The organism is Erwinia sp. QL-Z3 (assembly GCF_004551645.1).
Lineage (GTDB): Bacteria > Pseudomonadota > Gammaproteobacteria > Enterobacterales > Enterobacteriaceae > Erwinia > Erwinia billingiae.
This window is the reverse complement of sequence record NZ_CP037950.1, coordinates 2,472,640-2,495,316: the sequence shown is the minus strand read 5'-3', so window position 1 is coordinate 2,495,316 and position 22,677 is coordinate 2,472,640. Positions and strand designations below refer to the sequence as shown.

Annotated in this window: 27 protein-coding genes; 15 read left to right on the top strand and 12 right to left on the bottom strand. The window is 55.3% G+C overall.

From position 1 onward, the window contains the following. Window positions 1-30: 30 nt before the first annotated feature. Entirely contained in the window at window positions 31-225 is a 195-nt protein-coding gene (locus E2F51_RS12085) for a hypothetical protein (protein WP_013200961.1), read from the bottom strand. A gap of 442 nt (window positions 226-667) precedes the next feature. Here E2F51_RS12085 and E2F51_RS12080 point away from each other — a divergent pair, with 442 nt between their 5' ends. Both E2F51_RS12080 and E2F51_RS12075 read left to right on the top strand, forming a co-directional pair. After that, complete coding sequence (locus tag E2F51_RS12080; RefSeq protein ID WP_013200960.1) at window positions 668-892, top strand: hypothetical protein; 225 nt, start codon at window positions 668-670, stop codon at window positions 890-892. A gap of 104 nt (window positions 893-996) precedes the next feature. Continuing rightward, window positions 997-2,028, top strand: a complete 1,032-nt coding sequence (locus E2F51_RS12075; protein ID WP_041691919.1) for an acyltransferase — start codon at window positions 997-999, stop codon at window positions 2,026-2,028. Window positions 2,029-2,098: 70 nt separating this feature from the next. Here the strand turns inward: E2F51_RS12075 and E2F51_RS12070 are convergent, their stop codons facing one another. Then, window positions 2,099-2,329: a hypothetical protein gene (locus tag E2F51_RS12070; RefSeq protein WP_013200958.1), complete on the bottom strand. Its 231-nt coding sequence runs from the start codon at window positions 2,327-2,329 to the stop codon at window positions 2,099-2,101. A gap of 78 nt (window positions 2,330-2,407) precedes the next feature. Next, complete coding sequence (locus tag E2F51_RS12065; protein ID WP_013200957.1) at window positions 2,408-3,001, bottom strand: class I SAM-dependent methyltransferase; 594 nt, start codon at window positions 2,999-3,001, stop codon at window positions 2,408-2,410. Between the two features lie 547 nt (window positions 3,002-3,548). Here E2F51_RS12065 and yjbE point away from each other — a divergent pair. After that, window positions 3,549-3,812 (top strand): exopolysaccharide production protein YjbE, encoded by a 264-nt coding sequence (gene yjbE, locus E2F51_RS12060; protein WP_134823558.1) that lies wholly within the window; start codon window positions 3,549-3,551, stop codon window positions 3,810-3,812. 81 nt (window positions 3,813-3,893) lie between these two features. Here yjbE and E2F51_RS12055 read toward each other — a convergent pair whose 3' ends face one another. After that, on the bottom strand, window positions 3,894-4,781 hold the full coding sequence (locus E2F51_RS12055) for a dihydrodipicolinate synthase family protein (protein ID WP_134823557.1): 888 nt from the start codon (window positions 4,779-4,781) through the stop codon (window positions 3,894-3,896). Window positions 4,782-4,912: 131 nt separating this feature from the next. Here E2F51_RS12055 and E2F51_RS12050 point away from each other — a divergent pair, with 131 nt between their 5' ends. Then, window positions 4,913-5,122: a hypothetical protein gene (locus E2F51_RS12050; protein WP_013200954.1), complete on the top strand. Its 210-nt coding sequence runs from the start codon at window positions 4,913-4,915 to the stop codon at window positions 5,120-5,122. 96 nt (window positions 5,123-5,218) lie between these two features. On the opposite strand, the gene E2F51_RS12045 is transcribed toward E2F51_RS12050, so the two are convergent. Then, window positions 5,219-6,367: a Gfo/Idh/MocA family protein gene (locus E2F51_RS12045; RefSeq protein WP_013200953.1), complete on the bottom strand. Its 1,149-nt coding sequence runs from the start codon at window positions 6,365-6,367 to the stop codon at window positions 5,219-5,221. Window positions 6,368-6,670: 303 nt separating this feature from the next. On the opposite strand from E2F51_RS12045, the gene E2F51_RS12040 reads away from it, so the two are divergent. Beyond that, on the top strand, window positions 6,671-7,534 hold the full coding sequence (locus E2F51_RS12040) for a BadF/BadG/BcrA/BcrD ATPase family protein (protein ID WP_013200952.1): 864 nt from the start codon (window positions 6,671-6,673) through the stop codon (window positions 7,532-7,534). A gap of 52 nt (window positions 7,535-7,586) precedes the next feature. Continuing rightward, window positions 7,587-8,699: an ROK family transcriptional regulator gene (locus E2F51_RS12035; RefSeq protein ID WP_013200951.1), complete on the top strand. Its 1,113-nt coding sequence runs from the start codon at window positions 7,587-7,589 to the stop codon at window positions 8,697-8,699. 52 nt (window positions 8,700-8,751) lie between these two features. Here the strand turns inward: E2F51_RS12035 and E2F51_RS12030 are convergent, their stop codons facing one another. Next, a complete protein-coding gene (locus E2F51_RS12030; RefSeq protein ID WP_134823556.1) occupies window positions 8,752-9,843 on the bottom strand; it encodes an ABC transporter ATP-binding protein in 1,092 nt (363 codons plus the stop codon). A 7-nt stretch (window positions 9,844-9,850) separates the two neighbouring features. After that, window positions 9,851-10,456: a GNAT family N-acetyltransferase gene (locus E2F51_RS12025; protein WP_134823555.1), complete on the bottom strand. Its 606-nt coding sequence runs from the start codon at window positions 10,454-10,456 to the stop codon at window positions 9,851-9,853. Between the two features lie 557 nt (window positions 10,457-11,013). Here E2F51_RS12025 and E2F51_RS12020 point away from each other — a divergent pair. The 3 genes from E2F51_RS12020 to E2F51_RS12010 all read left to right on the top strand — a co-directional run bounded on the left by E2F51_RS12020 (window position 11,014) and on the right by E2F51_RS12010 (window position 14,111). Then, window positions 11,014-12,360 carry an extracellular solute-binding protein gene (locus E2F51_RS12020; protein WP_134823554.1) on the top strand — a complete coding sequence of 449 codons (1,347 nt, stop codon included), beginning with the start codon at window positions 11,014-11,016 and terminating at the stop codon, window positions 12,358-12,360. Between the two features lie 63 nt (window positions 12,361-12,423). Then, window positions 12,424-13,296: a carbohydrate ABC transporter permease gene (locus tag E2F51_RS12015; RefSeq protein ID WP_013200947.1), complete on the top strand. Its 873-nt coding sequence runs from the start codon at window positions 12,424-12,426 to the stop codon at window positions 13,294-13,296. After that, complete coding sequence (locus E2F51_RS12010) at window positions 13,296-14,111, top strand: carbohydrate ABC transporter permease (RefSeq protein WP_013200946.1); 816 nt, start codon at window positions 13,296-13,298, stop codon at window positions 14,109-14,111. The genes E2F51_RS12015 and E2F51_RS12010 overlap by 1 nt, the downstream gene beginning before the upstream one ends. A gap of 58 nt (window positions 14,112-14,169) precedes the next feature. On the opposite strand, the gene iraP is transcribed toward E2F51_RS12010, so the two are convergent. Then, complete coding sequence (iraP, locus tag E2F51_RS12005) at window positions 14,170-14,466, bottom strand: anti-adapter protein IraP (protein ID WP_013200945.1); 297 nt, start codon at window positions 14,464-14,466, stop codon at window positions 14,170-14,172. A 352-nt stretch (window positions 14,467-14,818) separates the two neighbouring features. Between iraP and E2F51_RS12000 the strand changes: the two genes are divergently transcribed. From E2F51_RS12000 to E2F51_RS11985, 4 genes are all read left to right on the top strand, one after another. Then, entirely contained in the window at window positions 14,819-15,196 is a 378-nt protein-coding gene (locus E2F51_RS12000) for a hypothetical protein (RefSeq protein ID WP_105759661.1), read from the top strand. 189 nt (window positions 15,197-15,385) lie between these two features. Then, window positions 15,386-16,834, top strand: coding sequence for a sugar porter family MFS transporter (locus tag E2F51_RS11995; RefSeq protein WP_013200943.1), 1,449 nt, complete (start codon window positions 15,386-15,388; stop codon window positions 16,832-16,834). A 114-nt stretch (window positions 16,835-16,948) separates the two neighbouring features. Continuing rightward, window positions 16,949-17,146, top strand: a complete 198-nt coding sequence (locus E2F51_RS11990; protein ID WP_134823553.1) for a hypothetical protein — start codon at window positions 16,949-16,951, stop codon at window positions 17,144-17,146. 1 nt (window position 17,147) lies between these two features. Further along, window positions 17,148-17,918 (top strand): hypothetical protein, encoded by a 771-nt coding sequence (locus E2F51_RS11985; RefSeq protein WP_013200941.1) that lies wholly within the window; start codon window positions 17,148-17,150, stop codon window positions 17,916-17,918. A 49-nt stretch (window positions 17,919-17,967) separates the two neighbouring features. Here E2F51_RS11985 and crcB read toward each other — a convergent pair whose 3' ends face one another. After that, on the bottom strand, window positions 17,968-18,345 hold the full coding sequence (gene crcB, locus E2F51_RS11980) for a fluoride efflux transporter CrcB (RefSeq protein ID WP_053141732.1): 378 nt from the start codon (window positions 18,343-18,345) through the stop codon (window positions 17,968-17,970). A gap of 165 nt (window positions 18,346-18,510) precedes the next feature. On the opposite strand from crcB, the gene E2F51_RS11975 reads away from it, so the two are divergent. Next, a complete protein-coding gene (locus tag E2F51_RS11975; RefSeq protein ID WP_105759662.1) occupies window positions 18,511-19,554 on the top strand; it encodes an FUSC family protein in 1,044 nt (347 codons plus the stop codon). Window positions 19,555-19,557: 3 nt separating this feature from the next. Here the strand turns inward: E2F51_RS11975 and E2F51_RS11970 are convergent, their stop codons facing one another. Further along, a complete protein-coding gene (locus E2F51_RS11970; RefSeq protein ID WP_134823552.1) occupies window positions 19,558-20,199 on the bottom strand; it encodes an acetyltransferase in 642 nt (213 codons plus the stop codon). A 227-nt stretch (window positions 20,200-20,426) separates the two neighbouring features. Here E2F51_RS11970 and E2F51_RS11965 point away from each other — a divergent pair, with 227 nt between their 5' ends. Then, the gene (locus E2F51_RS11965; protein WP_013200937.1) at window positions 20,427-20,942 is read left to right on the top strand and encodes a GNAT family N-acetyltransferase; all 516 of its coding nucleotides are present in this window, start codon (window positions 20,427-20,429) and stop codon (window positions 20,940-20,942) included. On the opposite strand, the gene E2F51_RS23825 is transcribed toward E2F51_RS11965, so the two are convergent. Beyond that, window positions 20,917-21,075: a hypothetical protein gene (locus tag E2F51_RS23825; RefSeq protein ID WP_157868006.1), complete on the bottom strand. Its 159-nt coding sequence runs from the start codon at window positions 21,073-21,075 to the stop codon at window positions 20,917-20,919. The genes E2F51_RS11965 and E2F51_RS23825 overlap by 26 nt on opposite strands. A gap of 197 nt (window positions 21,076-21,272) precedes the next feature. Beyond that, window positions 21,273-22,604, bottom strand: a complete 1,332-nt coding sequence (locus E2F51_RS11960; RefSeq protein ID WP_134823551.1) for an MFS transporter — start codon at window positions 22,602-22,604, stop codon at window positions 21,273-21,275. Window positions 22,605-22,677 lie beyond the last annotated feature (73 nt).

Sequence of the window (22,677 nt, the reverse complement as noted above, 5' to 3'; positions counted from 1 at the left end):
AAAGGGCGGCCTCAGGCCGCCTTTTTGCTATCAGGAGATAGCCGAGTCCGTGGAGTGCTTGTGCTTATCCGCTTCAAAGTGATCTTTAAACTGCTCGTAGATAGAGATCATATTGGCGGCATCGCCCTGCATTGGGCTCAGTTTACCGGCACGCACCAGTTCAATAACCAGTTGTAACGCGGCCTGCTTTGGGCTGCTGGCAGGATGGGAGATTTCAGTAGTCATCTTGGCTTCCATGAAAAAGGACGAAAGAGTAATTTTAACAACTTTCCCGCGCTGTGGTGAATTTTTTCCCAAGCCGCCCGACCGCCACCGAACCGCCCTTTTTCCGCCTAAGCCAAATTATCCTGCGCGTTGAAAACTTGATAAAAAAACTGGTCCTGAATTATGGTGCGCCCTGATAGCTGGAAAAATAAATCCCTTTTCACTCAATTATCTCCAATAGGACCGCTTAACCGTCGCCAGATCACAGCCGTGGAATATAGACCAGGTAAAATAAGAAAACTCTGCTGGCTTACCCCCAGGCTTCGTCCGATATTGCATGCCGACGCTTGCAGTCGGCCAGGCACTGATGCGAGGGTCATGTTTTCTGACACCCTTTGCGGAGGGATTGTCAGAGCGGAACCCTTCTTTTCACTTTTTCTGGCTGTCTGATATGAATGGAATAATGAAAGTCATCTCACTGGTGGTGACGCTGGGCGTTAGCACCTTATGGTCCTGTTTTGTGCCCGCTGAGCAAGTGGTCCTGACGCTGTCCCAGGAACAGGATGGCGGTGACGCTGGCCGGGCCTGCATGTACATCCATCAGGGGAAAGCGGAATACCGCGTTGTTCAGCCTCAGCAGGCCTGTCCCGCCACGCTGACGGTAGACGCAACGCGCCATTCGAGCTGAAAGCGCCCGGCCTTTTTCTTAGCAGAAGCTACATCGGCAACCGCGAAATATGATACCTTTAGCCAGGTGGCGACAGTCTGTTCCTTTCCGGCAGAGTGTGCTTTATGACAAGGAACCTGGCATTGAAAACGATTAATATAAAGCTGCTCACACTTGTGGCAACGTTTTTAGTTATTTTGTTGCATACGGCTGCTATCCCTTTTAGCTATTTCCATCTGGCCTGGTCGGTCTCGGTAATGTACGAAGCGCTTGGGCGCATCGCATTTCCGCTGTTCCTGCTGGTCGCCGGTTATGTTTCCCTCAATAAAAATGAGTCGCTACTCAGTACGCTGAAAACCCGCGTGCTGGATTTAGTGATCCCGCTGATTGCCTGGTCGGTGATTTATATTGTCTACGGGCAACAGGTGAAAATGAACCACTCGTCGGTCAGCGTGCTGGAGCTGCTGAGTACCCCGGCGTGGCCGCATATGTGGTTTATTTACACCATGATCCTGCTGTATCTGGTGACGCCGCTGCTGAATACCTTTATCACCTATGGCAGCCAGCAGCGGGTTAACTACACGCTGACCATCTGGTTTGTGCTGGCCTCGGTGTATATGTTATTTGATAACGTGAAGGCCAATTTACTGGAAAACCGTCCGCTGCCGGATCCGAGTAATATCGATATGGTGGTGTATTTGTCCGGGTTTTATATTCTCGGTGGGGTGGTTCGCCGCTTTAAAATAAATCCGAAGGTGATCATTGCGGGCGTTATTTTTATTCTGTCCGTGGTGTTAACGGCGGTCATGACTTACTCCCTGTCGATCAGTACCTTCAAGCCTAACCAAATCTTCCTGTTTTACGCCGCGCCAACCATGGTTGTGGTGTCCCTGTCGTTCTTCTTTATGCTGCTGAATGCCCCGTTACGCTTCGGCAAATCGGCTATTGGGGTGATCCGCGCGCTGTCCAATCTCAGCCTCGGCATCTTCTTTGTGCATGCAATGGTGCTGGAAGTGCTGCTGAACCTGCTGCAGCTTAATTTCGAAGGCTACTATTCGATTCTGACCATTCCGCTGGTGGCGATCGCCTGCTTTGCCATCTCTGCACTGATTGTCTGGCTGATCAGACTGATCCCCTTCGTGCGCCGCATTACCTGAGCGCAATAAAAACGGCCACTCTGTGAGGAGCGGCCGTCTTTCCGACAATGTGCCGGTATGCCACGCGAGATTAGAAGGCTGCAGCAGCAAACCTGTGTGGCTGGTTGATTGCCTTCCGGGCAATCCAGTACAGTAAAATGCGTTCTTCATCGCCATCCTGATCTGCCATCGCCAACAGCTTGTGTGCCAGCGTAGCCTTATTGACAGGTTGCCCGGTGATACTCAGGTCAACCACTGCTTTGCCAATGATAGTGCAGACTTCTTCATCACTTGAGGTGGGTAGGTCACTTTCAATACTCATTATTTCCTCCTGTTGTGGGTAAAGGTTAAGCCTGGCAGACCATACGGAGATTGCCATCTCTAAGTCACATTCCCTTCATCAGGGTGTGCTAACTCCCGCATTCTCCTGCGGTAAATTATCCAGCGAATGGCAGCGATACACCCATGCTGGCGGCAGATTGCACAGCACGCGGCTGCGGTTCCACGCAAAGTATTCGGACAGCAGCGGCTCAGAGAGCGAGGTGTACTGGAACTGCACGAAGACGCCCTGCGGGCTCAGCAGCGACGCGGCGCGCTCCAGAATGCCGTGACGGACCTCTTTCGGCAGCGACAGCAACGGCAAGCCTGAGAAGATCGCGTCGTATTCACCGCTCAGGGTTTCAGCGGATGCGCCGGTGACCCGCAGGCGGGGATCGTCAATGGTGGCCAGCTTGGGATGGAAACGGCTGTTGGTCTCGAAGGCCAGCAGCTCGGCATCGGGCCGCATGCGCGTCAGCAGATGGCGGGTGACCACGCCGTCACCGGCCCCCAGCTCAGCAATACGCTGACACTGGTTCCAGTCGACGGCATCAGACATGGTTTTGCACAGAGACAAAGAGGAAGGAGCGATAGTGCCTGTTTTCCGTGGATCGGAGATGAATTCCTGTAAATACCCGGTTTTATCTTTGATATAGGAAAACGCAGATAACAACATAGTTGAGCCCCTGGCAAAAATGATTACGCCCAGTAAGCCACAAGACACTTAACAATTTCTTAAAACCTTTCAGCCCTGGGTTAAAACCAGGATTAATCGCATAAATGCCGCCGTATTTCGGGGTAATCATTTATATTTCGCAACAGATATCAATATAGCCTCACACTCAATTCGCTCCCGAGAAATTTGCTTTAGGGAGAAAAAGCGAAAAAAAGGCGCCGGTATTTATTCTTAAAACGCAGGGTAAACTACAGCGCAGATTGGCTCATATTTATGGCCAGCATGAGCAATTTGTCCTGTGAGATAAATTCCCGACCGTTTTAAGGATAATCTGGCTTTAATCACCCCGACTTCAATCCCAACGGCCCTTCCGCCAGTCAAGCAACCCTAATCTGTCATTTTTACTGTGGAAATTACTGGCGCTAAACCGGTAACACCTTAATCAGAATAACAATAATTCCCTCTCGGGCGGCCACTATTCAACCCTGAACTTTAAAATTATGCTCTCAAGCGTTGTCTGGTTACCCCTTCCTGAGGAACGATAAAAATGAAAAAAATAACGACGCTTGCTCTGATTTTGACTCTGGCTACCAGCGCCAGCGTCTATGCCGCACCGACTACCGGAGCAGCAGCAGGAAGTGAAGCCACTGCGATGTCTGACGGCAACTCAAATGCTGTGGGTATCGGTGCTGTCGCTGCGCTGTTAGGTGTTGCCCTGGCGACTATGGGCGGCGGCGGTGGTGGTAGCGATGGCTCCAACACCGGCACCACCACCACCACCACCACCACAACCGGCACCATGGCGCATTAATTCGCGTTATCAGCACTGACTGGCAGGATGCGTAATGCGGATTGCAGAGGCCTTTCCTCACGGGAAGGCCTTTTTCATTGGCTAGTCCAGCTGTAAATCCCGCAGCACCATCTCCACTTTTTTATAATCCTCAGGCCGCAGCGGAAGTAGCGGACGTGGCAATACCGGCTGACAAATCCCCAGAATTTCCGCCGCGCTGTACATCACGCGCAGGCTGGTGAGGGTCTTGAATAAGGTCCACATTGGCTGAAGTTCAGCGTTGAGCTGGGCAAGCTGTTCGCCATCCTTGCGTAACGCGGCCTCAGTCAGGGCCATCGCCTGTTTTGGCAGCAATCCGCCCAACACGCTGAACCAGACGTCGCCACCGGCGTACAGGGCTTCTGGCGCATGCCAGTCGACGCTAAAGCCAAGGGCAAAATCGTCCGCGAAGCGTCCACGCAGATCGGCCACCAGATCCTTATCGGTTTTGTCGGACGACGGCTGCTTAAGCGCTTTCACCGTGGGCAGCGTGCCAAGGCGAGCCAGCAGGGTCGGCGTAAAGGTGAAGTGCGTGGTGCCCGGATTGTTATAGATGCAGATCGGCAGCGATGTGCTCTGGGCCACCGCCGCGTAGTGCTGGAACACTTCCTCTTCCGTCAGCGGCGTATAGGACACCGGCGCCAGCAGGATCCCATCTGCGCCCGCCGCCTGTGCATCCTCAGCCAGCTGGATGGCGTCATCCGTGCGCAGCGCACCGGCGCTGACGATAATCGGGATCTCGCCTTGCAGGCAGTTAACGGCGGCTTCAATCGCGCGGCGCTTCTCTTCCCGCCGCAGAAACGCATACAGCCCGGTGCTGCCGAGCAGGCCAACGGAATTGACCTTCGCCTGCTTCAGGCGCAGCAGAACCTTTTCCAGTGCAACAACATCAACCACACCCTGTTCACTGGCGGGTGTGATGGGGAAAGCGGAAAGACCGGTGAATTGCATCAGAAATCTCCCTGAAAGGATTACGCATGGTTGCCCTTTTTTATATCACCTCAGCACACAGGGTGATACCACAGCCGTCTCGCTGCTGGACTATACTGAACATTGGGTCTGATTCATCAAAGGAGTGAGCTATGTTAATTGGCTTCGTTTTACTGGTCAGCGCCTGTGGCCATGATGCCTGTGATGCATTGCCGGTTTCTGAGCACATTTTTCCCACGCAGGTCGCCTGTGAACAAATGGCCGGCCGTATTCACCAGCGTCGGCCGGATGCGGTGTTGCTGTGTGGTGAGGTTCACCGCAATGAAGGTACGACGATTACCCGTGTCAACGGAGAAAAATGACCGTCGGGTTCGGCGGTCAAGCAGTCAGTCAGCGTGCCATCAGAAGGCCAGCCTGCGGGGGAAATGCCAGGCTGACAGTGTCAGGAAGGGAGTTAATTAGCGACCCAAATTGGCGTCAAAGGTGTTCCAGCAGTCCGTCAGATCGATAACCGTCCGCGACTTACGCGCTTCATCGATTTTTATCGCCGTCAGTCCCGCCTCCAGCGCATCAATCACCGACACCTTCAGCAGCGAACCGGTTTTAATGTGCTTCACAATCTCCGCAGCCATCAACGCATCCGCGCCGTAATGGCCATCGTAAGCATTGCCTTCATACTCTGTTGCAACGGTTTTCTCGCCGGTGCGCGCGTCATGGACGCGGAAGTAGTTGCGTACAAAGTCACCTTCGGCCATGCCATCGGTGCCCATCACGCAGAAACGGCGGAACTCATCCGGCACGTTGAGGTTGGCGTGAAATGCCATGGTGGCACCGCCGGCGTACTCCACAATCGCCGTCTGATAATCAACAATATCCGCATCACTTTCGAACACCGCTTCGGTGCTCGACCAGCCGCTCGGCTTGATATGATACAGCTCGGAATCGGCGGTAATCGCGCCCTGAGGTGCATGTTCCGGGGTGAAGGATTTGCGGCCACCGAAGCTGGCAACCCGCACCGGCCGTTCTCCCATTAATCCCTGATAGAGATCGATATCGTGGCAGCATTTTTCCAGAATGTAGGGACCGGCATAGCGCTCGTAGCGACGCCAGTCGCGCATAAAGAACGCCCCGTGATACGGCTTGATGTGCTCGGTGGCTTCGATAGAGGTAATTTCCCCCAGCCGGTTTTCCGCCTTGGCCTGCAACAGATCGTGGTAAAGCGGCGAGTAGCGCAGCACCAGCCCAACCAGAATATTCTCCTGACCGTACTGGCTGATCAGTTTTGCCAGCGCCATGGTCTGCGCTTCGTTGATCACCACCGGTTTTTCCGTGAACACCCGCTTGCCGGCCTTCAGTCCGGCTTCAATATGCTCAAGGTGCAGATAGTTAGGTGAGCCGACCATCAGCAGATCAAACCCGCCTGCTGCCAGCATTTCGTCCAGCGTGGCAAACGCTTTTCCGGCAGGAATACCAAACTTCTCAAGGTTAGGTATGCCCGCGGGTGCCGGATCGACGTACCCGACAATACTGAAATCCGGGTCAGCTTTGTTGAACTCATTTACTACGTTCGACAGCCGAAAGCCCAGTCCGATGATCGCTACTTTCATATTGACCCCTGCCCATCTTGGTCACGGAAAAAGAAAAGCGTCCCTGATGCGGTGTGATCGGCATCCGGAATCGCGCAATTGTTGGACACCAACTTAGTACGACAGAAAAACTAATGTCAACAATGAAAGCTCAAACAAAAAACACATTTTTTATTAAACACTTGATTTAAATCATTATAATATTAACAAACCCATCCATATTTATTTGTTATTGCGATTTAAGTTTTTTTATTTTATCGTTTCGAGCAAAATAGCCAGTAGTTTTTCGCCACACTGTGGGTCAACGCCGGTCACGGGAGGATCATGCAATCAGAATTTTTGATCGGAGTAGATGGCGGCGGCACGCATTGCCGGACCAGACTCACGACGCCTGACGGCAGGATCCTCGCGGAGTGCACCGGCGGATCGGCCAACGTCTATTCTGATTTCACCGGCGCGCTGGACCGCGTCAACACGCTGATCGAACAGACCTTTATCGCCGCTGACCTGCCTTTATCGGCGCGTAAAAACACCCACGCGGTGTGGGGACTGGCAGGGGCGAATGTGCCGTCGGTCGACCAGCGTTTGCAGCAACATCCGTCTTCTTTTGCCCGACTCTCGTTATTCTCTGACGTCGATATCGCCTGCGCGGGCGCCCATCAGGGGCAACCGGGCGCGGTGCTGATTGCCGGTACCGGCAGCCAGGGCGCGGCCTGGGACGGCACGCGTTTTCATCGGGTCGGCGGCTGGGGATTTGCGCTTGCCGATCACGGCTCTGGCGCCCTGCTGGGCCAGCGCGCGCTGCGAAAAGCCTTACAGGCTCACGATGGCATTATTGCCGTCACTCCGCTGACTGAGGCCGTGATGCGCCATTTTTCACACTCACCGGATGCGCTACTCAGCTGGACCCGGCACGCCACGCCCGGCGACTGGGGACATTTCTCGCCCTGGGTGTTTGACGCCGCTCAGCAGGGTGATGAACTTGCCGCTGAGCTGATCGCCGAAAGCGCCGCAGAAGTGACGGTGATGCTGGATGCGCTGGCGCAAGCCAGCCACGGCCCGCTGGCGTTGATGGGCGGAATGGCCGCCCCGCTTCTCCCCTGGCTGGCTGCAGCCACGCGCAATAAGATTGTGCCTGCACAGGAAGATGCGCTGTCAGGTGCTTTGCGTCTGGCCAGCCTCTGTTGAGCCGGTCAACCGCTGACAGCCAGCCACTTACTTTTTGAGACCCGCACCTTTTATGATCGCACCGAACGTTACCTCCCGCATTTTGCGGCTGATTGTTGAGAACTCCCCGATCAGCCAGTCCGATCTGAAAGTCCGCAGCGGGCTGAGCATGTCCACCGTGTCCCAGGCGGCAAACCGCCTGCTGAGCCGGGGGATCATCATTGAAAAAGGCCTGCGTCGCGTCTCGATGGGCAGACCCAAAACCCTGCTCGGCCTGAATCCGGATTACGCCACGGTGGTCGGCATCCAGCTCAATGCGGAACGTAACCTGATTGTGCTGACCGATCTGACCGGCAACCTGATTGGCGAGCAGCAGATGCCCTCAGGCGAGCTGACGCCCAAGCAGCTCAGCGATGCGCTGGCAAAGTTCCTGAAAACCGTTGAGGACAAGCGCGTGGCAGCGATTGGTCTGGCGCTGGCGGGGCTGGTCGATCCGGTCAGCGGCCACTGCATCCGTTCGACGGTGCTGGACTGGACCCACGTGGCGATTGCCTCATTGCTGGAAGAGCGCTTTGCCATTCCGGTGTATATCGAGAACGATGCCAATGCGCTGGCCCTCGCCACGCTGGTCTTCGGTCAGCTTGGCGCAGCGCAGACGGCGATTATCGCCACCTACGGTAAAGGGATTGGTGCCGGGATTATTCTGGATCGGGCGCTGTATCGCGGCCGCACCGGCACCGCAGGCGAGATCGGCAATGCGCTGCTGAACGATGGCTCAAAGTGCACGCTGGAAGAGATCGCCTCGTCCAAAGCCATTCTGAAGACCCTGCAGCAGGCCGGTGAAGCGGTGCCGGCCAATCTGCTGGCGCTGGATAAACACCCGTCACCGCTGGCGCTGCAAACGCTGGCGACGGCCGGTCAGCATCTGGGCCTGTCGCTGGCAAACCTGGCCGTGGCCTACGATCCCGATGTGATCTATCTGGCGATGGAGCCGCAAATGGCTTCGCGCATTTTACTCGATCAGATCAGCCAGAGTTTCCAGGAGTATCGCCTGAAGCTGACACCGCAGCTTACGCCGCTGCAGTTCCTGACCGAATCGAGCCGCATGTGGGCCCTGGGCGCAGCAGGATTCACCGTAAACCGGCTAATTGACGTGCTGTCGGCGCAGGCTGATGAAGAAGGGTAACGGGGTTACGGGCAGGTTCTGGCGGCGGGATTAACCGACGCCAGGCTGAAATCTAGCGGATGCGCATGCCCTGCTCATCGAACAGCATGCAGTGCTGCGGGTTAAGCGCCAGCTGCACCTCTTCTCCCAACTCAACCTCCTCCATTTTCCGCGCTTCAATCACCAGCAAACTCTCGCGGCCAATGTCCAGGTAGAGATAGTTGGTGTGGCCAAGCCGCTCGGCAAATGACAGCGTGCCGGGGAATGACCACTCACGGTTATCCTGTTCGGCGCTGACGAAATGCTCAGGTCGGATGCCCAGCGTCACCTTCTGCCCTTCCTCCAGCGCCGCGTGCACCGGCAATTCAATCGACGTCAGCTTCAGCTCCGGCACCGCCAGCCGCACCTTACCCGCTTCGACAGACAGCACGCGAGCGCTGACGAAGTTCATTTTCGGTGAGCCGATAAATCCGGCGACAAACAGGTTGTCCGGGTCGTGATAGAGATCCAGCGGCGCGCCAACCTGCTCAATTTTACCCTGCCGCAGCACCACGATGCGATCCGCCAGCGTCATCGCCTCCAGCTGATCATGGGTGACATAAATCATGGTGTTACCCAACGATTCATGCAGTTTGGCAATCTCGATACGCATCTGTAAGCGCAGCTCGGCATCAAGGTTGGAGAGCGGCTCATCAAACAGGAAAATTCGTGGCTGACGAATGATCGCCCGGCCAATCGCCACACGCTGGCGCTGGCCGCCTGAGAGCGCGCGCGGATGGCGATCCAGCAGTTCGGTCAGGTGCAGTTTTTCGGCGGTGATCGCAATCTGTTCGGCAATTTCCGCCTTCGGCCGCTTGGCGACTTCCAGCGGATAGGCCAGATTGCCTTTGACCGTCATATTGGGATAGAGCGCGTATGACTGGAAGACCATCGCAATGCCGCGTTCGGTAGCCGACTGGTGGGTCATATCCTGTTCATCGATAAACAGTTCGCCGCTGCTGATCTCTTCCAGGCCGGCGATCATCCGCAGCAGCGTGGACTTGCCGCAGCCGGATGGACCCACGAACACGATAAATTCCCCGTTATCGATTTTCAGATCGATGCCGTGGATCACATTGACGTGCTCGTAAGACTTTTTGACGTTTTTTAAGTGCAGAGTAGCCATAGCGTCCTCAGTTCAGATCCTGGCCCATATAAATGGCATTACTGCGGAAGAGCGGCTGAAAACCGAGTTGCTGATAGAAATAGGCAACCGCTTCATTTTGCAGGCTAATACCGAGATAAACGCCGCTGACACCTGCGGCTTTTAATGCGGCAAGTTCATGTTCAATCAACCGTTTCCCCCAGCCGCCGCGCTGGCCTTCTGGCAAGATATTGATATGCAGATGCGCGGGATAGCGGCGGGTCAGCGCCTCAGAGGCGGTTTCAGGCTGGCGAACCGCATCGAGGATTTTACTGTCCAGCGCTTTAACCGGCTGACGGTCGGCAAAGCGTTCCACCTGCAGTGGCCACCACTCTTTCAGCAACTGCTGCTCAAACGCCACGGTGTCGGGCGTTGCCACCACATAGCCGATTACCTTGCCGGCTTTCTCCAGAACAAAGGCGAAATCAGGGGCAAACAGCGCATAGGGCACGGCAAAGCGGGTGCCCGGATAATGAGGATCGGCATACAGATCGCTGGCATCTTTGCCGGCATCCGCGGTTTTCAGGCAGATCTCATAAAGGGCGTCGGTATCATCGGCGGTTGCCGGGCGGATCTTTCCTTCAAGCAAAGTCATCGTCCACGCTCATACAGTCGGTGAAGAAGAGATCACCAACTTAAATAAAGCCGACTTTGTTTTCAAGAAAAAATAATACCCCTGCGCCGCACCTGAGCCGCTGAGATTATGCAGTCGATCACAGTCTTGAACTTTAGTCTGGCGTAAGAACCCCCGCAGACGGCAATCTGACGGCAAAATCCCGCCATAATGCAGGCGCAGTGCCGTTCTCTGATAATATGGCCCCTGACGACATACTATTTTCATATGACCATTCAGTGGATTAGCTCACCCCAACGCCCACCAGACAGAACACCTGATCGCCCCAGGGAACACGGCGTTTAAGCAGGAAAAACGCGATTCTGCAGTTTTTCACCCTGATAAATGAAAAATTATCAGTTTTTCTGCTCTGCATCACCTTTCAGCAATGCGGAGGTGGGGATGTTTGACTTTATTTAATCATTAAAGTAAGTATGAACTAAGGCTACGTGATCATCTATAAACGCCCTCATGCAACCAGCGGGAAAGTCGGTTGCCATCATGAAAGGATGCTCTCTTGATGTTGGAGAAACAGATCCATGTTCACTGCTTCCAGGGTTACCCGTTCTTCCCGCACTGTCACTACCCGCCCGGCGCTGTCGTTGCTGGCGGTTGGCTTGCTTACCGCACTGTTCCAGCTGCCCGCGCAGGCGGACACCAAGCTGTCCGAGTGGGATATCTATAACTATCCGTCCCAGACCTCGGCCATTGATGAAGCGATCAAAGAGTTTACCGCGCAGAATCCGGGCGTCAGCATTGACCGTTCCGTTCACTCCTTTGACGATACCCGCATCCCGCTGAAACTGTCGCTGAACTCCGGTGACGGCCCGCAGGTTGCCCAGGTGAATCAGGGCGGCGGTGATATGGGTGCGCTGGTGAAAGAGAAGCTGCTGATCCCGCTGGACGGCTACGCCAAACAGTATGGCTGGACCACGCGCTTCCCGGATTCGATGCTGAAGCGCAACCGCTGGTCTGATAGCCAGCAGTTCGGTAGCGGAAGTCTGTATGGCGTTGCCAGCCTCGGTGAAATGGTCGGGCTCTATTACAACAAGCAGCTGCTGGATAAGGCCGGGATTGCCGTGCCGAAAACCATGGCTGAGTTTGAAGCCGCGATGGCGAAGCTGAAAGAACAGGGCACGGCGCCACTGATGTTAGGCATCCTCGACGGCGCTGCCGGCCAGCAGATGCTGACCACGCTGTGGCAGGATCAGATTAGCAGCAGCGATCGCAAAGCGATGGATGACCTGATTTACGACGTCGGCGGCACCTTTAAAGATGCGAAATTGCAGAAAGCTGCCGCCCTGATGCAGGAGTGGAATAAGAAAGGCTACTTCTTCCCAGGCTTCCAGGGCATTGGTAAAGACGATGCGGCCACGCTGTTCCAGAGTGGGCAGGCCGCGTTCTTTGTCAGCGGCACCTGGTATATGGGGCAGTTCAAAGATAATAAAGATATTCACTTCGCTGCGTTCCCGCAGTTCGACGGCGTCAGCAAACCGCTGATGGTCGGCGGAACCGATTTGCCGTTCTCCATTACCCTGACGGCGAAAACCAAAGAACAGCAGGATGCGGCGGCCAAATACATTGATTACATCGTTTCCGACAAGATGGCTGAGAAATGGCTGAAGGCTGGCTTCCTGCCCGCCAGCGCCAACAAGGATGCCAAACTTCCGGCGGACAACCCGTTGCTGGCCGATGTGTATAACGTCTGGACCACGGTTAACGGCCACGATGGCCTTGGCCACTACGTGGACTGGGCAACACCGACCATGGGCAATGCGCTGAATGAAAATGTGCAGCTGCTGCTGGCCGACAAGCTTACGCCGCAACAGATGACCGACAAACTGGATACCAATTACCAGCAGTACCTCTCCAGCCTGAAAAAGTAAGCCCTCTGCCCGGCGCTGCGACAGGCCGGGCCGTTATTCAGTTTGACGCGCGAGAACACCGTTATGCTTAATAAGTCACGACTGCAAAATGCGCTGTATATTTTGCCCTCAATGCTTATCTATTCGCTATTTTTGCTGTTCCCTTTGCTGGTCTCGGTCGGCGTCAGTTTTACCTCGTGGGACGGTGCGACCCGGCCGATTTTTATCGGGCTGAATAACTTTATCCAGATGTTTAGCGATCCGGTGTTCTGGGTGGCGATAAAAAATAACGCCGTACTGATGCTGTTCTACACGCTGTTCCCGCTCTGTATTGGCCTGGTGTTGTGCAGCTTCCTCAACGATACCCGCAATAACAAAGAGCGCAGCCTGCTGCGTATCCTGTTCTTCCTGCCTTATATCATGCCGATGGCGGTGCTCGGCGTGGTCTGGCGCTGGTTATATAACCCGGCCTTTGGGCCGATCGATCACTTCTTCCGCGCGATTGGATTGCCGCAGCTGGCGCTGTCCTGGCTGGGGGATTTTGACTGGGCGTTACCGGCGGTCGGCTTTGTCGCCACCTGGTACTTCTTCGGCTTCTGTCTGGTGCTGTTTATGTCCGGCCTGCAACGTATGGATCCGTCATTGCTGGAAGCCGCCGATCTGGATGGCTCGTCGCGCCGGCAGAAGTTTATGCGCATTACCTTGCCTGGCCTGCGGCCTGAAATTCGCGTCGCGCTGCTGCTGACGGTGATCTCCAGCCTGAAAGCCTTTGACCTGGTGTACGTGATGACCCATGGCGGACCAGGCACCTCCACGCTGGTGACCAACCTGTATATGTATCAACAGGGCTTTGATTTACGCCACTACGGTTACGCTTCGGCGGTGGCCATCGTCGGGATGATCATTGTGTTTGCGATCAACAGTATTATTCATTTTGCCATCCGGGAGCGTCACTGATGCGCGCTACGCCTGTTGTTTCACGTGCGGTTATCTGGCTGATCGCCATTGTCACCATTTTGCCTTTCCTGATGGCGTTGATGACCTCGTTTAAGACGCAAAGCGAGCTGTTTGCCGGGGTATTTGCCCTGCCCTCGCACTTCAGTTTTGCTAACTACGTTTCCGCCTGGCGGGAAGGCCATTTCAGCACCTATTTCCTCAACTCGGTGCTGGTGGTGTTCCCGGTGGTGATTATCAGTATCCTGGTCGGCATTCTGTCCGGGTTTGGTTTCGCCTTCCTGCGTATTCCGGGTAAAACGGTGTTTGCGGCGCTGATGGCGTTAGGCATGGTGCTGCCCAGCGAAGCCTTTATTATCCCGCTGTATCACGAATTGCACTGGATGGGACTCACCAACACCTATCTGGCGCTGATCCTGCCGCAGGTGGCGCTGTCGTTGCCGTTTACCACGCTGATGATTGCCACCGCTTTCCAGCAGGTGCCGAAAGAGCTGGTGGAAGCGGCGGTGATGGATGGCTCGAAACGCACGCGCATATTGTGGGGGATCCTGGTGCCGGCGATCGTGCCGACGCTGACCACTCTGGCGCTGCTGCTGTTTATCTGGACGTGGAATGAATTCCTGATCCCGCTGATTCTGGTCAACAAGGATGAACTGAGGACGCTGCCGATCGGAATGATGTTCTTCCAGAACAAAAACACCATCAACATTCCGGTGCTGATGGCCGGCGCGATGATCGTGATTTTACCGCTGGTGGCGGTATTCCTGGTGTTCCAGCGTAAGTTTATCAGCGGCGTGACGGAAGGGGCGGTGAAGTAGTCGTCGCGCGTATACGGCCTGGGGGAATGCATCGGTGCATTGTCCCAGGCACAGGCGCTTAGCTTTGCTCTTCGGTATCGGATTTCTCGTCAACGTAGCGGGTAACGGCCAGCAGGCGGTTAACGTGGGTCAACAGCAAATCAACATCCGACTGCATAAAACCCTGACCTGAACTTGAGGCGGTGACAATCGCATTCTGGATGTTTTCAGAAATGTTATTGGCCCCTTCTTTACCTGCAGTCAGCAACAGAGCAGCAATCAGCAGAGATTGGGCTTCGACTTGCGCGGTCAGTTCCTTCGCGTCTACATCGATTTTTGCAATCTTCATTAAGATATCAATAACTAACTGTTTCATGGCCTGCTCCTGAAATAATATGCCCCCGAAATTACCATCACCTCTGGTCACGAGTAAACAGGATTTCGCTGACTCTTATTCAGAACTGTTGGGATATTTCTGGCGGCATTACCCGCTGTATCAGCCGCTTGCCGCGCTGCTCCCCTGCTCCTGAATGCGTAATTTTCCTAAAATCTCTTCACACGGTGGCGAACAGGCCGATTTCGACTAGATTTAAGCTGCCAACCGGCTATCCCGCCGGGTTTGGCGCATTCCCTCTACTAATTACACGAATAACCCTGTTATTCCGCCCTCTGTCCAGGGCGTTTTTTTGATTACACACACAGAGAAAAAACGGAGAGGTTAATCCGTCATGGATAAAAATCATTTTTATGAGCGACTGACGCGCTGGCAGCATCTGCGCTTTAATGACGTCACCCTGCGTGAACGTCCCGACACACAAGCCTGGAATAAAAAGTACGAGATTTATATTCAGGACAAGAGCAAAACATCCGCGCAGCTTTACATCCGCACCACCCAGCCGGGTGAGGATATTGCGCAGGTGTTGGGCGAATATCTGAAGTGGTTGCAGGAGTACAACGGCAGCGACATCGCCGTGGCGGCACCACAGGAAACGCCGGTTGTTGCGCGTGGCATCACCAAAGAAAGCTGTCGGCCACTGACCGGCAACCACCAGCCCAGGCTGCATACCACTACCCCCGCTTCAAGGCTGACACGCAGCCTTTCCTAGCAGGCATCAGGCTGCCGGCATTATCCCGGTAGCCTGTCTGTCACTTCCCGCCCCGCCTGATTACCTCGCAAAAAATTAAAAATCGTCATTTCGCTGGCAAATTCGCATATCTGTCTTAAATTTAAGGGTCGTGTGATCTGCATCACACTACTAAAAACAGAATAATAACGTTTTTCCAGGGAGTGACTTGTGACTGACTCATCAAACAGTGGGACGACGGCGGCAAAAGCACCGCAGCCGACCGAACCGCTGGTAAAAGTAATTGCGTTTATTGCCACGCTGGGCGGCCTGCTTTTTGGCTACGATACCGGCGTGATTGCCGGTGCTTTGCTGTTTATGAAGCACGACCTGCATCTGACCTCACTGACCACCGGGATGGTCACCAGCTTCCTGATCCTCGGATCGGCGATTGGGGCGATCTGTGCCGGCCGCGTGGCCGATCGGTTTGGCCGCAAAAAGGTCATTCTGGTGATGGCGGTGATCTTTATGTGCGGCTCGCTGGGCTGTGCGCTGGCACCGAACGTGGTGCTGATGATCCTGTTCCGCTTTATCCTCGGCCTGGCGGTCGGTGGCGCAGCGGCTATCGTGCCAATCTATATTGCGGAAATTGTCCCGGCTAACCGCCGCTGGCAGTTTGTCACCCTGCAGGAACTGATGATTGTTTCCGGTCAGCTGATTGCCTACACCAGCAACGCGGCAATCAATGAAGTCTGGGGCGGCGAAACCACCTGGCGCTGGATGCTCGGCGTGGCCTGCGTGCCGGCGGTGATCCTGTGGGTCGGCATGCTGTTCCTGCCGGATACGCCGCGTTGGTATGCGATGCATGGCCGCTACCGCGAAGCGCGTGACGTGCTGGAGCGCACCCGCCATTCTGGCAGAGTCGAAAAAGAGATGAGCGAAATCCGCAAATCGATGGATTCGAAAAGCCAGAAAAATGCCCGCCGTCAGAAAACCATCTCGGTATGGATGAAGCGGCTGGTGGCGCTGGGGATCGGTATTGCGATGCTGCAACAGCTATCCGGCGTTAACACCATCATGTTTTATGCGCCGACGATGCTGCAGGCGACCGGCCTCGGTACCAATGCCTCGCTGCTGGCAACCATCGCCAACGGCGTGATTTCGGTGATCATGACCTTTGTCGGCATCATGTTACTGAGCCGCTTTGGCCGCCGTCCGCTGCTGCTGGTGGGTCAGATCGGCTGCACCTGCTCACTGCTGGCGATCGGTCTGGTGACCTGGCTGATGCCGGAAACGGTGCACGGTCAGCCTGACGTGCTGCGCAGTTACCTGGTGCTGGGTGGCATGCTGATTTTCCTCAGCTTCCAGCAGGGCGCGCTCTCTCCGGTGACCTGGCTGCTGCTGTCGGAAATTTTCCCGATGCGCATCCGTGGCATGGCCAACGGCATCTCGGTATTTGCCATGCAGATGACCAACTTCTCCATCGCCTTTATGTTCCCAATCCTGCTGGAAGCCTTCGGTCTGACCACCTGCTTCTTTGCCTTTGCGGTGATTGGCGTCGCGGGCGGGATCTTCGCGCTGATTTTTGCGCCGGAAACCCAGGGCAAAACGCTGGAGCAGATTGAAGTCCACTTCAAAAAACACCTGCAGGACGATCCGGCGCCGCAAACCGGTAGCTGATATTGCGTGCCAGGGACGGCACTTCAGGTCTAATTGTTGCATTTCATACTAATCTTATGGAGAGACGTCGGTTTGCCGACCAGGCTTAGTGCTTATTCTTAAGAAAGGATCGTCATGTTCAAGTTTTTATGTTCCCTGTTTTCCAGCCCCGAATTGCTGCTGCAAGTCATGAGCCAGCAAGATATTGAAGAATCCATTGAAGAAGGTGAGCGCATCCTGATTGATGAGGATGGCAGCGCAACCGTGAATATCTTCAGCCCGGATGTGCGTGAGGATTTTGCCCGGCACGTCAACGCGCTGAAGAGGGCTTAACATGGGAACGGCAATATTTATGGTGCTGATGGTGTGCGGCTACTGGTACACCAGTCGCGACCTCTCCACCCGGTTTAAGGTAAAACGCTCTTTCGGCTGGGATGTTTACTTCCTGGTGGCCCTTTACGGCTGTATTTTCGTGCTGCAAGGGGTGATCGCTACCGGAATTATCTGGCTAATCCTGCTGATTGTTTCCGCCGGGCTCAACGCCTTACCGCAGCTGAATGAAGGCTTACACCATCACTGGCAGGTCGAGTTTATGACCTGGAGCTTCCTGGGTATTCAGGCACCGGTGGTGATCATGCTGGCCTTTGCCGTGGCGTTCTGTCTGTATCGCTCCAGCTGGTCTGGCAGTGCCAAACTGAACAGCTCGGGCCGTAAAAAACTCTATAAGAAACTGTCGCGTTCGAATGGTGTTGAAGGGCTGATGTTCCAGTGCATGGAAGAAGGTGAGCTGGCCTGGGTAACGCTGAAATCCCGCCGCATCTATATCGGCATGATCCACACCGCCACCTATGACAACGCCACTACCGCCAATATCGTGCTGATCCCGATGCTCAGCGGCTATCGCGATGGCAAAACCCTCAGCCTGTGCATCGAGCACAACTACAGCAAATGGTATGACGAGCATGGGATCACGCTGGATTCAGAACCTAAATCCGCGATGGCGTTCCGTAAAGTGATCATGCTTGATCAGATTGAAAGCCTGTCGCTGTTTGATGCCGCCAGCGCCAGCGCGTTGGCAATGAAAAGCGACGAAGAACCGGCCTGAGGATCGCGGGCAGCAGCAGCGCGTTGCCGCCCGGTCAGTAAGTTGCGGGTCAGAACAGCAGAGAAATCAGCCAGAAGCCGGCAAAGGTCATCAGCAATGAGCCAATGACGTGGGTGAAGACCGAAATCATCGCCCACAGATAATTGCCGGACTGCATCAATCCGACGATCTCCATCGAGAAGGTGGAGAACGTGGTTAATCCCCCGCAAAACCCGGTAATAATCAGCAATTTCCACGCCGGATCGAGTTCCGGATTACGCAAGAAGTAGGCCATTGCCCCGCCGATGATAAAACCGCCCACCAGATTGACCGTCAGCGTTCCCGGCGGAAGAGACGGAAAAATCGCGTTCAGACGCACCGACAGCAACCATCGCAGGATACTGCCTGCGGAACCGCCCACTGCAATTGCCACTAACGTCTTAAGCATAACTCTCTCATTGTTGACCCATCACCCGGAACGTTAGCCTACTGAGCAGGCTCATTTTTTGCAATAAGCAAAGGTCAGCGGCGCCGGTGATGATCTGCCGGCGGTGGGCTGCTAAGCTTCAACGTTTCGTTAACCTTATTGTCAGCCCAGAGAGCCCGAATCCCGATGCGTCTTTCCGCCGTTTTAAAACACGATATGCTGCTTGGCCTGTGCTGCCTGCCCGCCATTGGGGTAATTTTTCTGGTCGGCTTCCTGTTTCAGCAGGTGCCTGCGGCCAGCATCATGGCCAGCGGTGCGCTGACCTTAGCCTTCGGTGCCAATAAAACCTGGGAAGGATCGTCGTTTTCACTGTTGCTGACCACCAGCCTTGGCCTCGCCTTCTCTTCCTGGCTCGGCTGTCTGACCGGCAACGTGATGCCGCTGTATATCGCCGTGGCGATGCTGTATGCCGGTGTCTATGTCGCGATGGCGAATATCGACAGCAGCGCCTGGTGGATGCTGTTGCAGTGGTCAATTGCCTATCTGGTCTCCGGCTATTATGCCGGCAACATGGCATACGCCGCCGAGCGCGCGGCGTTAACCGGCGCAGGCGGCCTGTTGCAAATGGCCTTTCTCTATCTGGTGTTCCGCCGCTTTCCCTTCCATTTACAGGACATCAGCCCGCGCTCCTGGCTGATGTTCTTTCGCGTCACGCTGAGTAAATACAAACACAAAATTCATCTGCAATGGTCGGTGTTTTATGCCCTGCTCACCATGTGCCTGGCGCTGAGTACGGTGGAAATTTTCCAGATGAAGAACGGTTACTGGGCGGGCATGACGCTGCTGTTCTGCCTGCGGAATAACTACAAGGATACCTTTTCCCGCGTTCAGGCCAGGGTGTTGGGCACGCTGATGGCCAGCATTCTGGCCGCAACCCTGGTGCGCTATTGGCACAGCCCGTTGTTCCTGGTGTGCAGCTTTATCCTATGCGGCTATATCGCCTTCACCTTCTCCTATTCACTGATTTCCAAATCCTATTTCGTCTTTACCTTCTTTGTAACGCTGATGGTGATCTTTATGATTTCAAGCCTGGGCGTGACGCAGACCGATGCGGTTGCCACTCACCGGCTGGAAGCCACCGCCATGGGCGGCGCATTTGCGCTGTTCGCCATCCTGATGACCCGCCTGTTTACCCGCAGGCAGATCGTCAGAAAATCGTCAAAGCCGTAAGCGCTAACGGGAAAGCGGGTCCCAACGGTCACAAAACGCGTTGATGTCGGTGGCTTTAAAATCGGCCAGATGCGCCATGATCTCGCTCATCGGCCAGTCCCACCAGGCAATCCGCGCCAGCCGTTCCGCCACCTCGGGCGAAAAGCGCGCTTTGATCGCTCTGGCCGGCACGCCGCCGACAATGGTGTAGGGCGCGACATCTTTGGTCACCACCGCACCCGCGGCAAGCACCGCGCCAACCCCCACCGTCACCCCGGGCAATACCGTCACCGCATGGCCGATCCCCACATCGTGGCCAATCACCACCTTGTCCGCCCGTCGGGCGGCGAAAAAGTCACGGTCACGCTCGGCGGTGGCGCTGTAATATTCCGCGCAGTAGGTAAAGCGATGCTGTGAAGGCCGATCGATCGGATGGTTGGGTGCCCCTAAGCGGACGTTAGAGGCGATGGCGGTGAATTTGCCAATCTCACTGTCAGCCACCGTACAATACGGGCCAAGATAGCTGTAATCGCCGAGGCTGGCATACTCCAGGTGGCTATGGGCGAGGATTTCACAGCAGCGTCCAATCTCCACTTCACGCAGCGTGACGCTCTCATCGATAAAGGTGTCGGCTAACTTAGGCTGATGCAATTCAATGACGGTCATAAAGCCTCATCTGGTCGGATATCTGGATGAGTGCAGCGCGCACAAAAAGCGGAGCTGCCCTGCATCGGGTTAACTTCAGCAGAGGCTACTCTGGCACAGCCAGATGACAGATTGGTGGAGCGGAGATGACAGACAGCCTTAAGTTAACATTTTGCTGAAAATTCATTTTTCAGCGGCGGATCTTGCGTGATAACGTCTTGCAATCAATCCCTTACTTGCGAACGATTATGCACAGCAGCCCACGACTGACGCTTCGCCCGGTCACCTCCGCAGATGCCCAGGCCCTGTTTGCTATCTATGGCGATCCGGCGACCAACCTGTTCAATCCTGCCGGCCCGTTTTCCTGCCAACTGGTCGCCGATGAGGTGCTGGATAAGTGGCTTGTACACTGGCAGCAATTTGGCTTTGGTAACTGGGCGCTGACGCTGACAGGCAGTGACGAGGTGATTGGCTTTGGCGGCCTGACGGTGCGCCAGGTGAATCAGCAGGATTTCATTAATTTGGGCTATCGCTTCAGCACGGTGGCGTGGGGAAAAGGGCTGGCCACGGAGTTTGCCCGGTGGGCTGTCGATTTTGGCTTTCGGCAGCTCGGCATGACCGAGATTTCCGCCACCGTCAGGGAGAATCACCTGGCATCGCAAAAGGTGCTGATCAAAGCCGGGATGCGCTGCACCGGGATGATCCTCGACGTGGAGGGCTTTCAGCCCAGCTTATTTTTTACGGTTCGTCAGGAGGCTGGGTAGCCTCTGGCTCCTCCGGCACATCGTCCGGGAGGAGCGCCTGTAAAAAGGATTTTTGCTTGCGGGTTAACGCCCAGCCGGCTAACGGCCCATCTTCTTCAACTTCCCGGTTGTCATCGTCCTTCCCTGCAGTCATGCCGCCATTCCCCACAGCAGGAGGAGTGCCCAGAAGGCAATACACCCGATGATAATCACCAGCCAAACCTTTCCTCTGGTCGACATTAGGATCCCTTATACTTGGCAATCAGTTTTAGACTGGTAGCCAGTATAAACAATCAGCACTGGTGATCAACTTTCGGATTATCCTTAGCGAAAAAATCACATTTTTAAACTTTATCTGATTTCGCTCTCACTGCTTTCTAACTCACTCTCCTCTTCGCCATTTTCTTCAACATCGGTTTCTTCGGTGTCAAACATCGCGGTCTGGATGTCTTCTTCGGCGATTGTCGGGTTAAGTGCCGCTGCCAGCGGTGAGCTGGTCAGGCTGGCAGGCAATACCACGTGCGGGATCGGCGCGTCGGTAATAATTTGACGCTGTCTGCTGGCCAGCCAGCTGATCACCGCAATCACACAGCCACACAGGCAGAAGAAGACGTAAAGCATATTGCCGCCCAACGGCTGCATAATCGCGCCGGTGACCAACGGCCCGATACAGGCACCGACGCCGTAAGCCATCAGCAGACAGGCGGTCAGCGAGACCCGGCGTTCAGGCGCAACGATATCGTTAGCCATCGCCACAATCAGCGGATAGAGCGAGAACTGCATCATACTGGTGACAAACGCCACCACCACGATGGCGAAGAAACTGAAGTGGAAAGGCATGGTCAACGGCAGCGCCGCGAGGATATAGAACAGTGCGGTAAACAGCAGCAGGCGGCTGCGGTCAATGCGGTCAGACAGCCAGCTTAGCGGGAACTGAGAAACCAGCCCGGCAAAGATGGTGATGGCCATAAACAGGCCGGTTTGCTGGGTGCTGAAGCCCAGCTGGCTGGTGTACACCGGGGCCATGGCGTAGAACGCACCGATGGCCATGCCGGTCGCCAGCGTCACCAGCAGAATGCGGGGAATGGCGCGGAAAAAGTAGCCCAGTTCCATCGGTGCAGGCGTCATTGGGTGCGGATTGGTGCGGGTAGTCAGGGCCATCGGCACCAGGCAGAGCGCAAAGCACAACGCGACAATCAGCAGGCTTGAGGGTCCGGAGCCAATCTGCGTCATCAGGATGATCTGCCCGGCGGAGAGGCCAAGGTAAGTGGCGACCATATAGAAGCCAAAAATCAGCCCGCGCTGCCCGGTTTCTGCCCCATCATTCAGCCAGCTCTCCAGCACCATGTACTGGCACATCATGCACAGACCGATCACCAGCCGCAGGAAGATCCACATCGGCAGATAATCGGTCAGCCCGTGCCCCAGCACCGAAGCGGTAATGATCCCCGCACAGGATACGTAGGCCCGAATATGGCCGACGCGGGCAATCAGGTTGTGGCCGACTTTGCCACCCAGCACCAGACCAAAGTAGTTGGCAGCGGTGATGGCACCGATCATGCTGCCGCTGACCGCTTCATGGGCCAGCCGCAGCGAGACATAGGTGGTTAGCAGGCCGGAGCCCAACAGCATCAGTAACGTGGTGGTGTAAAGCGGTAAAAAAGTGCCGAGGACTTTTTTCATGACGGCTCCCTGTCTTCATCGTTCCGGGAAAAACCCAACCTGAGCCGTCAACAGTAGTCGCTATTCCGCCCGA